This window comes from Reichenbachiella carrageenanivorans, assembly GCF_025639805.1.
GTDB lineage: Bacteria > Bacteroidota > Bacteroidia > Cytophagales > Cyclobacteriaceae > Reichenbachiella > Reichenbachiella carrageenanivorans.
In genome coordinates this window covers 1,213,798-1,226,365 of sequence record NZ_CP106735.1, presented here as the reverse complement: position 1 = coordinate 1,226,365, position 12,568 = coordinate 1,213,798, and the positions used below count along the sequence as shown (strand labels likewise).

Here is a 12,568-nt window from a genome sequence, read left to right as displayed (position 1 = left end):
ACGAAATAGAATTTTACAATAGTATGCATGCATAACATATTTTATATATCTTTGATTACATTGATAAAGGGATATTAAACAAGTAGGGTATGCGTAAAGAAGAAACGGTCGATTATCACATCAAAGTAGTGTGGCACGCGATATCTAGAATGTATAACCAAGGCGGATCGATGAAGGGTATTACGGCTTCATCAGGATTTGTATTGTTGAATATCGATCAAGACGAAGGTACACCTGCTACTAAAATTGCACCCTTGTTAGGTATGGAATCTCGTAGTCTCACCCGAATGTTGAAAAACATGGAAGAAACAGGGCTTATCTACAGAGAGAGAGATACCGAAGACAAACGATCGGTTAGAATCTACCTTACTGAAGCAGGTAAAAAACAAAGAGAATTTTCTCGAAAAGCAGTCATATTTTTCAATGATAAAGTAAGAGAATCAGTCTCCCCAAAAAAATTGGAGGCCTTCTTCGAAGTAATGACTGCTATCGACAACGTGATAGAAGAAAACAAAAATCTTGACCAAAAAATACAGTTAATCGAAAATGAATAGAGCGATCAAAAAAGTAGCTATTCTTGGATCCGGTATTATGGGATCTAGAATTGCTTGTCATTTTGCAAACATCGGCGTACAAGTATTGTTATTGGATATTGTACCCCGAGAGTTGGACGAAGCGGAACAGGCCAAAGGCCTCACCCTCGAAGATAAAGTTGTCCGCAATAGAATTGTGAACACAGCTTTTCAAAATACACTTACAGCCAAACCTGCCGCACTTTATGATAAAAAAAGTGCTTCACTCGTAACGTTAGGGAATTTTGACGATGATATGTCAAAAATTTCAGAATACGATTGGATTATGGAAGTAGTAGTCGAAAAACTAGAAATTAAAAAACTAGTTTTCGAACAAGTCGAAAAATATAGAAAACAAGGAACACTCATCACATCCAATACTTCAGGTATTCCTATTCACTTTATGGCTGAAGGCCGAAGCGAAGATTTTAGAAAGCATTTTTGTGGGACGCACTTTTTCAACCCTCCAAGATATTTGAGATTGTTGGAAATTATTCCTACCAAGGAAACGGATCAAGAAGTGATAGACTTTTTGATGAACTATGGAGATCTGTTTTTAGGAAAAGAAACAGTCTTGTGTAAAGACACACCAGCATTTATAGCCAATCGAATAGGTATCTATGCAATCATGTCGGGTATGCACGCCGTAGAAAAAATCGGCCTCACCGTTGGTGAGGTAGACAAACTTACCGGTCCTATCATCGGACGAGCCAAATCGGCAACTTTCCGAACCATGGATGTGGTCGGACTAGATACTACTGTCAATGTAGCCAATGGTCTGTATCAAGGATTGCCAAATGATGAATCTAGAGAGGCATTCAAATTACCCAAAATAGTACAGGAACTTTACGACAGAAAATGGTGGGGAGATAAAACCAAGCAGGGTTATTTCAAAAAGACGGTCGATGAAAACGGCAAGAAGGATATCCTTGAACTCAATCTAAAAACCTTTGAATATGGCCCTCGAACCAAAGGACATTTTGATGTCATAGGTCAGGTCAAAGACATTGAAAATGTAAAAGAGCGATTACCGATTTTGGTAAACTCAGATGGTAAGGCAGGAGAATTTTATAGAACTACGTTCTATGATATGTTCAAATACTGTTCGCTCAGAATTCCAGAAATTGCAGATGAGATCTACCGCATAGACAATGCCGTAGCAGCAGGTTTTGCATGGGAGATTGGTCCGTTTGCTACCTGGGATGTACTCGGAGTAAAAGAGACAGCCGCCAAAATGGAAGCGGCAGGTATGAAACCAGCCGAGTGGGTAGGTGAAATGATCGCTGCAGGTCATGAGAATTTTTACAAATTCGAAAATGGCAAAAAGATGTACTACGACATTCCATCGAAATCATACAAAGTCATTTCAGGTACGGAAGGGCTTATCATTCTAGATGCGTTCAAACAAAATAACATTGTATATCAGAATCCTGGATGTACGCTTTACGACATTGGTGACGGTATTCTCAATTTGGAATACCATACCAAAATGAACGCTATGGGTGCCGAAATCATCGAAGGCATTAATGCCTCAATTTCGAAAGCCGAAGAAAGCTATAGGGGATTGGTCATCGGTAATGAAGGACAAAATTTTTCGGCAGGAGCCAATTTGGCCATGCTATTTATGTATGCTGGCGATCAGGATTACGACGAAATCAACATGATGATTGGTCATTTTCAAAATACGATGATGCGTGCCAGATATTCATCAATCCCAGTGGTAGTAGCTACTTCAGGTATGGCTCTAGGTGGTGGATGTGAATTGTCTTTACACTCTGATCATATTCAGGCACATACCGAAACTTATATGGGTTTGGTAGAAGTTGGTGTTGGTCTTATCCCTGGTGGTGGTGGTACCAAAGAAATGACATTGAGAACTTCAGATGCTTATAAAGTAGGAGATCCTGAACTCAATGTGTTGCAAGAAAACTTTATGACGATCGCTACAGCTAAAGTGGCTACTTCAGCACACGAAGCCAGAGATTTAGGTTTCATCAGAAAGTCAGATGATTTTACTTTGAATAGAGCAAGGCTTTTGGCTGACGCAAAAAATAAGGCCATCGAACTAGCGGAAGCAGGATATACACAACCAGCGCAGCGAACAGACATCAAAGTTCAGGGAAAATCTGGACTGGCGATGTTCGAAGCTGGTGTGGCTGGTATGAGATACGGAAATTATATTTCGGATCATGATATGAAAATCGCCAAGAAAATTTCTTGGGTAATGAACGGAGGAGACCTCTCCGCACCGACGTTAGTTTCAGAACAGTATCTTTTGGATTTAGAACGAGAAGCGTTCTTGAGTTTGACGGGCGAACCAAAAACTTTGGAACGAATCCATAGCATTTTGTTTAAAGGCAAACCGCTAAGGAACTAATTTTTCTATTCTAAAATTTTAATATTAAGAAACTACAAAAATGGAAGCATATATAGTAAACGGATATAGAACAGCAATTGGCAAATCAAAAAAAGGCGGATTCAGATTTACTCGCCCAGATGATTTGGCAGCTGATGTGATCAAGCACTTGGTAGCAGATGTACCAGCACTTGATCCAAAAAGAATAGATGATCTCATTGTAGGCAATGCCATTCCCGAAGCAGAACAAGGTATGCAAATGGGAAGAATGATTTCATTACTCTCGTTGCCGATCGAAGTACCGGGTGTGACTGTCAATAGATACTGTGGTTCAGGTTTGGAAACGATCGCTATTGCAGCAGCTCGAATCAAAGCTGGCATGGCCAACTGCATCATTGCTGGTGGTACAGAATCCATGTCGCTTGTCCCGATGCTCGGCTACAAAACTGCCCTCAATTGGAAAATCGCTGAAAAAACGCCTGAGTATTATTTGGGTATGGGTTTGACAGCAGAAGAAATTGCGTCGGATTATGGCATCACGAGAGAAGAAGCGGATGAATTTTCTGTAAAATCTCACGACAAAGCCTTGGCGGCTTTGAAGGAAGGAAAATTCAAGGACGAGATCGTGCCAATCACAGTAAAGGAAACTTATGTAAACGAAGCTGGCAAAAAAGCGGAACGCGAATATGTAGTAGATACCGATGAAGGACCAAGGGCAGGAACATCTATGGAAGGATTGGCAAGATTAAAACCAGCTTTCAAAATGGGCGGTGTAGTGACGGCGGGCAACTCATCTCAAACTTCTGATGGCGCAGCTTTCGTGATGGTTATGTCCGAAGCGATGGTCAAAGAACTGAATCTGGAGCCAGTAGCCCGAATGGTGACTTATACTGCAGCAGGTGTGAATCCTAGAATTATGGGCATCGGACCTGTAGCAGCTATTCCGAAAGCATTGAAACTTGCAGGTTTAAAATTGAATGACATAGACCAATTCGAACTCAATGAAGCCTTCGCGACACAATCTTTGGCCGTAATAAAGGAGGCAGGACTAGATCCGGAGAAGATCAACCCGAATGGGGGCGCTATAGCCTTAGGTCATCCGCTAGGATGCTCAGGAGCGAAGCTGTCTGTACAGTTGATCAACGAGATGCGAAGAAGAAAACAAAAATATGGAATGGTGACAGCTTGTGTAGGTGGTGGCCAAGGCGTAGCTGGAATCTACGAATTCTTAAAGTAACACTTTTATTATGAGAAAACGCTAATGCGTGATTAAGGCCCCAACGATAGGGGCCTTTTTTTATAGCCAGTCTTAGTAGACAATGTTCTAATTTTACGAATTAAAAAAACAAGTCATATGGCAGTTACAGAATTAGTTGCTCAAATATCAGGGGAATTGGATAGCAAGGCATATGAAGTGTCCGATACTCTGGCACGAATAGGAACGGAAGAAGTGGTAGAAGAAATGATCAAACTGCTTAGTCATGAAAACTCAGATTCAAAATTTTTGGCTGCACGAACATTAGGTAAAATAAAAAATAATGAAGCGGGTTTGGCTCCATTGCTAGAGGCCATCCAAAACAAAGAAAATTCGGTTATCGCTGGAGATTTGTTTATGATGCTCGAAGATTTTGATTTGAGTAGCAAATACGTTGAGATTTTTAAGCATTTTCTGAACGGTAGTTTTAAAGTTTCGACGCAAGCCAAAGATTTATTAGATCACAAAGAATTTGACATTACTCCTCGTGTTATTCGAAAAGCCAAAAAGCACTGGGAGCATTATAGTAACAATGTGAAACAAGATGAACTTTATGATCTTAGAAAAATAGAAGTAAATGAGATGTTAGAAGACTTAGAGGCCTATTTAAAGGAAGAGTAAAAAATGAATTATTTCATTAAATGATCTTTTTATAGAATTATATTTTTAATTATAATTAAAAACAGAATACTATTCTGAATGGTTAAAATATAAGATTCATTATTTCCAACTTCTTTGGTTTATGGTTATTTTTAAAGCTCAGTGGGCTTTTTCATTAGACTACAAGCATACTAATCCAACAAATGACTGGCAGATGATCACGGGCGATCATCTGCTTTTTTTATATCTAACCCCTAGACCCATTCTTCAATCTAGATTTTATGCCTAATTTTATTGAATGAAAAATGTACTCATTGCACTATTGGTATTTGGTTTGGTCTCTTGCTCTGCAAAAAAAGACGGATCACTGAGAGAAAGCGAATTGATTGGCAAATGGACAAACGTGTCTCTATTGGTCACGATGAAGCGATTAGAAAAACAAGATTCTGTACTACAGGCCAAGGAAGGTGAGTGGGAAAAGGTTTTAAAAATGAAACCGATCTTATCCGAATTTCATGAAGACCATACTTTTACTGCCCAGTACTCTAACTTGCAAGAAGAAATAATTAAAGAACAAGTAGGGAAGTGGCTTGTGAGAAACGATTCGCTCGTCATAGTGATCGATGGTGCCGAAACGGTATATCAGTTTGACGTGAAAAATGACCGAGTCACCTATAAAGCCAAAATGGATTGGGATGGAGATGGTCATGCCAATGATTTCTACGATGCAGTACAAGTGAAAGTTAATGATTGAAAAAATGCTAAAAGTAGGAGATACTTACGAAACGGAGTTTGTTATTACGCAAGAGCAAGTCAATGCCTTCGCAGAATTGTCTGGTGACAAAAATCCCTTGCACATTGATGCCGAGTTTGCGGCTACTACCAATTTTAAATCGCCCATCGTACACGGTATTTTTACTTCGGCTGTCATATCCAAAATCTTGGGTATGGAATTTCCAGGGCCAGGCACTTTTTATCTGGGTCAAAAATTAGAATTCAAAAGAGCTATTTATCCCGAAAAAAGATACGTAGCTAAATTTGAAATAACCGAAATTCGGGAAGGTAAGCACATTGCGGTGATTAGCACCCAATATTTCGAAACCGAAACAGGTCGAAATAGGATCGTGTTAGATGGCGAAGCTGAGGTGAAAAACCTTGAGAGAATTCCTTAGCGAGAGCTATTACAAATATTGATTTGTAGTAGTATTTTTATTCATACTTCTGAAACATCCTTTCTCTTCTTTTTGTCGTAACCAGTTTTGTCGACACCACCACCCTTGGAGTACTATACTAGAAATAGTAGTGTTTCCATAAAAAGTCGATGATAAACCCAATTGATGCAGTAGCTGTAGTCAGCCACTATCTATCAGACATAATCAAAGCAAAAAGATGATAAAAAGATCATTCAACGCCTATCTTCAATCCTACCAAGGCCTGTCCAAAGAAATATGGTTATTGGCACTTATTACATTTATCAATAGAGCTGGCACCATGGTGGTGCCTTTTTTATCGCTATACCTAACGGCGAGTTTGGGTTATACTTTATCCGAAGTCGGTTGGGTCATGACGGCCTTCGGCACAGGATCTATTTTAGGTTCGTGGCTTGGGGGCAAACTCACCGATCATATTGGATATTACAAAGTAATGCTAGTCAGTTTGATTGGTTCAGGTGTTATTTTCATTGTGGTGCAGTATCTGAGCGAATTTTGGTATTTGACTACTGGTATATTTGTACTGATGTTGGTAGCCGATATGTTTAGACCAGCCATGTATGTGTCTATCCGAACACATAGTAAGCCAGAAAATGCTACACGGTCAGTCACCCTGATTCGTTTAGCTATTAATCTGGGTTTTTCATTTGGCCCAGCAATTGGCGGAGCCATCATTGCCATGATGACTTATGGTGTGCTTTTTTGGATAGACGGTGTCACTTGTATGATAGCAGCTATTTTATTGTATTTGCTCATTCATGAAAAAAACCAAACCGCGACTTTATCAGTTGATGCATCGACGACCAAGAATACATCGGCTTATACGGATGTACCATATTTGGTTTTTTTGATGGTAGTATTTATCACAGGAGTGATGTTTCTTCAGCTTTTTGCTACTGTTCCGTTGTATTATAAAACTATCCACTTACTTACCGAATCTCAGATAGGATGGCTCATTGCTATGAATGGGATGATTATTTTTCTTTTTGAAATGCCATTAATCAATTGGTTAGAAAACCAAAAAATTTCAAAGACAACAGTTCTATGGATAGGTACTTTGTTTCTTGGTTTGGGTTTTTGGGTATTCAATTTTTCTAGCTGGGTAGGAATATTGATTATTAGTATGGTATTTATCACCTTAGGAGAAATGTTGATTTTTCCTTTTGCTAATTCATTTGCCATGGAGCGATCCAAGAGGGGAAAGGCTGGAGAATATATGGCTTTGTTTCCCATTGCTTTTTCAGCCGCTCATATCATCGGCCCCAATCTCGGCATGCAGCTTACCGAGCAATTTGGATATAATTTTACGTGGACATTGGTATTTCTTGCTTCGGCAGTTGGCCTTTTGTTGTGCTATTATTTGAGATATAGATTGAAGGTAGAAAAAGCAGGATATGAAAATACAGATCAAAAAATTTAGACAGCTTACGCTTGATGAACTATACACGATTCTAAAAATTCGAGTAGACGCCTTCGTGGTGGAGCAAAACTGCCCTTATCCTGAGATTGATCAAAAGGATCAAGAAGCCACACATTTTTTTATTTGTCAGCAAAATGAAATCGTCAGCTATCTACGGGTCTATTACCGTTTGCCCACAGACGCCGCCGTGGGTCGAGTCGTGACCCCGCCTGCTTTTAGAGGGCAAGGACTGAGCCGCGCGCTGATCCAAGCTGCGATAGTTGAGATCAAAAAAGAAGGAAAAGCAGAAAGTATTTATTTGCAGGCGCAAGAGCACCTTTCTCCCTTCTATGCCACCTTTGGATTTGAGAAAACATCGGACATCTATCTCGAAGACGGTATCCCACATGTGGATATGAGTCTTTCCATTTTAAACTAAACCCTAAAAACATGGCCTACAACGAAGAACTAGCCGCGCGACTCAGGCAGCATTTGGCGCCTTTCGGCGAAAGCATCACCGAGAAGAAAATGTTTGGCGGCTTGTGCTATCTCTACAAAGGCAAAATGAGTGTAGGCATTGTCAAAGACGACTTGTGTGTGCGAGTGATTGCATCCAAAGAGCAAGAAGAATTGAAAAAACCGGCCGTCCGACCCATGGATTTCACCAAGCGCCCCATGAAAGAATTTGTCTTCGTATCTGCCGATGGTTTTGAGTCAGAGGCCGACTTGGCGCACTGGGTCAATCTGGGCATCGAGCACGCCGATTCCAAACTTTGATGAACTGAATAGTGTCAGGTGAGCTCATTAAGGCCTAGACCCCTATTTGCTACAGTACATTTTTGTAATAATACTTCTCACTGATGTCTGACCAGGCACTGATCTGTTTGCTAAACTTAGCATAGTGCTCGTAAACTTTTTTACTCTGCGCATCAGACTCTACGGCTTCTAGTACCACCTCTTTGGCTATTTTTTTTAGCGGATCTAGTACCTCTTTCGAGAAAGGGCGAATGTCTACCTGCTCGTCTTTCATCTTCTGTAGATAGACCGAGTTTTTTTGTTCAAACTCCAGCAGCATCCATTGATTCAATCGGTAGATCGCCGACTTCAAAATCTCCTGCAGGTCTTTTGGTAGCTCGTTAAATTTGGTCTTGTTCATAATCATCTCCAAGACTGTACCCGGTTCATGCCAGCCCGGGTAGTAGTAGTGTTTGGCCACCCGATGAAATCCCATGAGATAATCGTGGTACGGGCCGATCCACTCCGTGGCGTCGATCACGCCGCGCTCCAAGTTGGAAAACAATTCGCCACCAGCCACCAGCACTGCGGTACCGCCAGCCTTGTTTATGATTTTGCCCCCGAGGCCGGGCATTCGGATTTTTAGACCTTTATAATCCTCGATGGTGTGGATCTCTTTGTTGTACCAGCCGCCAGCCTGCACGCCAGTATTGCCACCCGGCAATGGGATGAGGTCAAACGGCTCATAGATTTCGTCCCAAAGCTGGTTGGCGCCGCCATTGATGATCCACGCATTCATCTGCTGGGCGTTCATACCAAAAGGCACCGACGAAAAAAACTGAGCCGCAGGGATTTTGCCAGCCCAGTAGTAGCCAGATCCGCTGGCCATTTCCACCGCACCATGGCTCACGGCATCGAAGCACTCCAGCGAAGGGATGAGCTCACCACCGCCATAGACGTCGATTTTGAGTCGGCCACCGCTCATCTCGTCCACCCATTTGGCCAGTAGCTTGCACCCACCACCCAATACGGGAAAATTCGGCGGCCAGGTCGTCACCATTTTCCAATGGTAGGTATTGTTGAAATTGATATTGACCGATTCATGTTTTTTGGGATCGGCACAAGAGGCCAGCAGACCTGCTGCTCCGCCAGCCAGCGTAATACCACTGGCTTTTATAAATTTTCTTCTTCCTTCGTGTGACATAGTGGGAGGCGATGCTAAGATTTGTCGTGCTAGACGTGTGTTTTGTTTCGAACACAAATTAGGAAAATTTTCGGTTTTCATCCGAGATGTGCAGTCACTACTTTTTTCTACAAGAGCACGGGGTGGAGTAGGAGGGTTTTACTATAAGTAGTAATGGCAGCGATTGATTATTAATTAAATTTTTAGTGGAAACGGAGTAATAGACCTCAGATTACTATTGCGCTCAATGCGTTTTATTCCTGAGGAAAATGTGATGGTTATAAAAAAGTAAATTATTTAGATTAAAATTACGATAGCAATTTTGAGAATATTACTTAATAACATTTTGGCATTCTCATGTCGAAATTTATTTAAGCAGTAATTTTTTAAAACAAAACATGAACCAACCAACCTCCCTTCTGCGAAGAGCATTTGCACTTCTGCCTTTTTATGATTTTTCGGTTTTGGTTCTATTAAATTTTTATCAAAATCAAACCTATCATGAAAATTAAGATCACAATTTTATTGCTTTTTGTCATTTCAACTTCAGCAACAGCTCAATGGCAGCCTAATGACCCCGTATCCACTGGAAATACTTTATTATAACAATGGCAATGTAGGAATAGGGACTTCTTCACCATCTCAGCTTTTGGAAATTTCAGGAGAAAACATAGCGGATTTTAACAGAGGACTTCTTGCCACTCATTACTCTAATGATCATCTGGCTATAACTTTAAGTTTACGAAAGGCTCGCGGAACTACAAACGCCCCTTCTGCAATTTTAAAAAATGATTTGCTTGGAAGTATAAAGCTTACAGGCTTCTCCACGAACGATTGGAGTACTGGTACTAGAGCCCGAATCGACGGAGGAGCTGCTGAAAATTGGAATGATAATGCGCAAGGAACTTTTATCAGATTTCAAACTACTAAATTGGGAACAACAACTGCTGTGGAGACATTAAGAATTACATCAGAAGGCAATGTAGGAATAGGAACAGCAGACCCTAAATCCAAACTAGCCGTGAATGGACAAATACGAGCAACAGAAGTTAAAGTGTCTGCAAATATAAGTGTGCCGGATTATGTGTTTGCTCCCGATTATGAACTCAAAACTCTTCAAGAGACTAAAGAATATATATCCAATCACCATCACCTTCCCGAAATTCCATCTGCCAAAGACATAGAAGCCAATGGTATAAATATAGGAGAAATGAATATGCTCTTGCTCAAGAAAATAGAGGAATTGACGCTGCACTTGATTGAGATGAAAGCTCAAAACACCCAACTAGAAAACCGAATCAACAAAATTGAAAATCGATAGATAATGAAAATAGCAAAACTAAACCTATGGATAGTGATGATCCTATCCTTGATTTGTGAGAGCAGTTATGGACAGATCACACTCAAAAAATTCGACGACCCAGCACTAGGGGGACAAATCGAAAGTATCATTTTTGGAGATTCTGACGGGACCAATGCTCGGACGACAGCTACACGAAAGGAGTTTAATATACAGGAGAATAATCCTTATAATAAACTCAACTACCAAGAAAAAGGTATAGCCAAAGATGGAAGTAGCCTCTACAAAGCTAGCAGATCCCAGTTTAACCAGCTTAGAAGAGTCAGTAACAACACCAGCCATGGAGAAAATAATAGCAGCGAAAATTTGGAAGCGAGGAGCCATGCTTTTGTAAGCCAAAGTGGGCAAAGGGCTGTAGTTTCATACAACATGTTTTTGTACGGTTCAGAAGGCGATCCATCTGATCAGGATCGCGTCTCCACCATATATGTTTTGGACGCTGAAGGCAACATTGCGAATCGATTCGAAAACATTCCAAGCGATGCTTTTGAACCCACAATTACTTCCAACGGGAAATATCTTGCCTATTGCTATGGAGAGCGTATGGCTCATTCTGGAAATGATATAGAAAGTGGTATTAAGATTATGGATTTGGCAAATAACAATGTCTATTTTGAGCTTAAAAAAGTTACTGTTCGAGGTTTAGTTTTTTCAGATAGCACTTTAAAAATTGTCTATTCCTCCCAATATGAGAAGGATATCTTGATTCTCGATGAAACTGATGGAGGTTTATATAAACTATCGAATTCACCGCATAAATTCAGCTTAGGATATTTGAAATTTAAAAATTCCAAAACAGGAGAATTTATTACTAAAACTGACCTTATCAAGATAAAATGAAAAATATAATACCCATTCTTTTCTTATTTAGTTCAGTTTGTTTTTCGCACGCACAATCGCAAAAAAGTCTCACATTGCAGGTAAAATCTAATGTCAATATTATAACGCTGAATCAAGAACACGTCTCAAGTGATTTTGGCCAAAGAAGATGCATTTGGCAAAAAGCCGAAAACCTTGCAACTGAGTATATTCTGCAAGTATCCAAAAGTTTTTCAAGTAATGAGACAAAGGAAATTCTTTTGAAAGGCCAATAACAAAAAGACCTATGAGTATCTTTAGAAAATATAACAGGTAAAATATTTTTGCAACAATTATAATGGCAGGGAGTATTATTGGCTATAAAATCTGGTTCGATATCGACTCAGAAAACGCACAGAAAGGCATAAACAATCATGCATTTGATTCTGGGATATTGGTTAGTTACACATCATCAGGAGCACCAGAATCATTCTCTTTAAAATATTCCTATCAAGTAAATAGTAAGTCATTTGTTCGTACAATTCATTCTCCTTTTGAGAGGTTCGCTAATTGTGAACATGACTTTAATCTCTGCTCAAATAAACGCTTTTGGGTAGCCTATCAGAATGACGATCCCTCGAATAGTTTGATCAATTTGTATATTGAAATGCAAGATGTAGAGAACCCAACGCCTCCGAGGTCACTGGAAAATTTCAGATAAAAAATTAACTTGAACCATTTACTATTAATAATTCTAATTGGGTTGACTACACCTTGTCATCCATCAATGTCAAAAAAGTCCAAGCATGGTTCACTTTGAAAGGCTATGTAGTAGGTGACAACGGTGTCTGGAGTGAACCCGAACAAACTGCCTTAGATCAATACCAACAAACCCTAGTAGACGGAAAACGGCTCCCTTCAAAATATAAAGATGGGAAAATAGACGTAGAAGGAACCTCTCACAAACAGCAATTCCCTCCATTTTCGAGACAGAATGACTCGATATGGGGTGAAAAACGGAATTTTCGAGACAGAATGACCGAAAAAACGAAGAAAATCGATTTGGTCGTAAAATTGATCGAGACCTGATACTAAATTA

13 protein-coding genes are annotated in these 12,568 nt (G+C 40.1%); 12 read left to right on the top strand and 1 reads right to left on the bottom strand.

Features of this window, described 5'->3' with window-relative positions:
* Positions 1 to 89 precede the first annotated feature (89 nt).
* The 9 genes from N7E81_RS04835 (at position 90) to N7E81_RS04795 (ending at position 8,170) form a co-directional block, all read left to right on the top strand.
* Positions 90 to 554 carry a MarR family winged helix-turn-helix transcriptional regulator gene (locus N7E81_RS04835; RefSeq protein ID WP_263052154.1) on the top strand — a complete coding sequence of 155 codons (465 nt, stop codon included), beginning with the start codon at positions 90 to 92 and terminating at the stop codon, positions 552 to 554.
* On the top strand, positions 547 to 2,949 hold the full coding sequence (locus N7E81_RS04830) for a 3-hydroxyacyl-CoA dehydrogenase/enoyl-CoA hydratase family protein (RefSeq protein ID WP_263052153.1): 2,403 nt from the start codon (positions 547 to 549) through the stop codon (positions 2,947 to 2,949). The genes N7E81_RS04835 and N7E81_RS04830 overlap by 8 nt, the downstream gene beginning before the upstream one ends.
* Positions 2,950 to 2,989: 40 nt before the next feature.
* Positions 2,990 to 4,165 (top strand): acetyl-CoA C-acyltransferase, encoded by a 1,176-nt coding sequence (locus N7E81_RS04825; protein ID WP_263052152.1) that lies wholly within the window; start codon positions 2,990 to 2,992, stop codon positions 4,163 to 4,165.
* Positions 4,166 to 4,282: 117 nt separating this feature from the next.
* On the top strand, positions 4,283 to 4,804 hold the full coding sequence (locus N7E81_RS04820; RefSeq protein WP_263052151.1) for a HEAT repeat domain-containing protein: 522 nt from the start codon (positions 4,283 to 4,285) through the stop codon (positions 4,802 to 4,804).
* 277 nt (positions 4,805 to 5,081) lie between these two features.
* Positions 5,082 to 5,537 carry a hypothetical protein gene (locus N7E81_RS04815; RefSeq protein ID WP_263052150.1) on the top strand — a complete coding sequence of 152 codons (456 nt, stop codon included), beginning with the start codon at positions 5,082 to 5,084 and terminating at the stop codon, positions 5,535 to 5,537.
* Positions 5,530 to 5,955 carry a MaoC family dehydratase gene (locus tag N7E81_RS04810; RefSeq protein ID WP_263052149.1) on the top strand — a complete coding sequence of 142 codons (426 nt, stop codon included), beginning with the start codon at positions 5,530 to 5,532 and terminating at the stop codon, positions 5,953 to 5,955. Before N7E81_RS04815 ends, N7E81_RS04810 begins: the two co-directional genes overlap by 8 nt.
* Before the next feature lie 217 nt (positions 5,956 to 6,172).
* On the top strand, positions 6,173 to 7,414 hold the full coding sequence (locus N7E81_RS04805; RefSeq protein WP_263052148.1) for an MFS transporter: 1,242 nt from the start codon (positions 6,173 to 6,175) through the stop codon (positions 7,412 to 7,414).
* Positions 7,389 to 7,832 (top strand): GNAT family N-acetyltransferase, encoded by a 444-nt coding sequence (locus N7E81_RS04800; RefSeq protein WP_263052147.1) that lies wholly within the window; start codon positions 7,389 to 7,391, stop codon positions 7,830 to 7,832. Before N7E81_RS04805 ends, N7E81_RS04800 begins: the two co-directional genes overlap by 26 nt.
* An 11-nt stretch (positions 7,833 to 7,843) precedes the next feature.
* Positions 7,844 to 8,170: a TfoX/Sxy family protein gene (locus N7E81_RS04795; RefSeq protein WP_263052146.1), complete on the top strand. Its 327-nt coding sequence runs from the start codon at positions 7,844 to 7,846 to the stop codon at positions 8,168 to 8,170.
* Positions 8,171 to 8,219: 49 nt separating this feature from the next.
* On the opposite strand, the gene N7E81_RS04790 is transcribed toward N7E81_RS04795, so the two are convergent.
* Positions 8,220 to 9,332 (bottom strand): TRAP transporter substrate-binding protein, encoded by a 1,113-nt coding sequence (locus tag N7E81_RS04790; RefSeq protein ID WP_263052145.1) that lies wholly within the window; start codon positions 9,330 to 9,332, stop codon positions 8,220 to 8,222.
* Between the two features lie 511 nt (positions 9,333 to 9,843).
* On the opposite strand from N7E81_RS04790, the gene N7E81_RS04785 reads away from it, so the two are divergent.
* From N7E81_RS04785 to N7E81_RS04775, 3 genes are all read left to right on the top strand, one after another.
* Positions 9,844 to 10,632, top strand: coding sequence for a hypothetical protein (locus tag N7E81_RS04785; protein WP_263052144.1), 789 nt, complete (start codon positions 9,844 to 9,846; stop codon positions 10,630 to 10,632).
* A gap of 3 nt (positions 10,633 to 10,635) precedes the next feature.
* A complete protein-coding gene (locus N7E81_RS04780; protein ID WP_263052143.1) occupies positions 10,636 to 11,511 on the top strand; it encodes a TolB-like translocation protein in 876 nt (291 codons plus the stop codon).
* 732 nt (positions 11,512 to 12,243) lie between these two features.
* On the top strand, positions 12,244 to 12,558 hold the full coding sequence (locus tag N7E81_RS04775; RefSeq protein WP_263052142.1) for a hypothetical protein: 315 nt from the start codon (positions 12,244 to 12,246) through the stop codon (positions 12,556 to 12,558).
* Positions 12,559 to 12,568: the final 10 nt, after the last annotated feature.

Coding starts and splice junctions, on each gene's coding strand:
- N7E81_RS04835 (WP_263052154.1), top strand. CDS start 90: ATGCGTAAAGAAGAAACGGTCGATTATCACATCAAAGTAGTGTGGCAC.
- N7E81_RS04825 (WP_263052152.1), top strand. CDS start 2,990: ATGGAAGCATATATAGTAAACGGATATAGAACAGCAATTGGCAAATCA.
- N7E81_RS04810 (WP_263052149.1), top strand. CDS start 5,530: ATGATTGAAAAAATGCTAAAAGTAGGAGATACTTACGAAACGGAGTTT.
- N7E81_RS04795 (WP_263052146.1), top strand. CDS start 7,844: ATGGCCTACAACGAAGAACTAGCCGCGCGACTCAGGCAGCATTTGGCG.
- N7E81_RS04815 (WP_263052150.1), top strand. CDS start 5,082: ATGAAAAATGTACTCATTGCACTATTGGTATTTGGTTTGGTCTCTTGC.
- N7E81_RS04820 (WP_263052151.1), top strand. CDS start 4,283: ATGGCAGTTACAGAATTAGTTGCTCAAATATCAGGGGAATTGGATAGC.
- N7E81_RS04805 (WP_263052148.1), top strand. CDS start 6,173: ATGATAAAAAGATCATTCAACGCCTATCTTCAATCCTACCAAGGCCTG.
- N7E81_RS04830 (WP_263052153.1), top strand. CDS start 547: ATGAATAGAGCGATCAAAAAAGTAGCTATTCTTGGATCCGGTATTATG.
- N7E81_RS04800 (WP_263052147.1), top strand. CDS start 7,389: ATGAAAATACAGATCAAAAAATTTAGACAGCTTACGCTTGATGAACTA.
- N7E81_RS04780 (WP_263052143.1), top strand. CDS start 10,636: ATGAAAATAGCAAAACTAAACCTATGGATAGTGATGATCCTATCCTTG.
- N7E81_RS04790 (WP_263052145.1), bottom strand. CDS start 9,332: ATGTCACACGAAGGAAGAAGAAAATTTATAAAAGCCAGTGGTATTACG.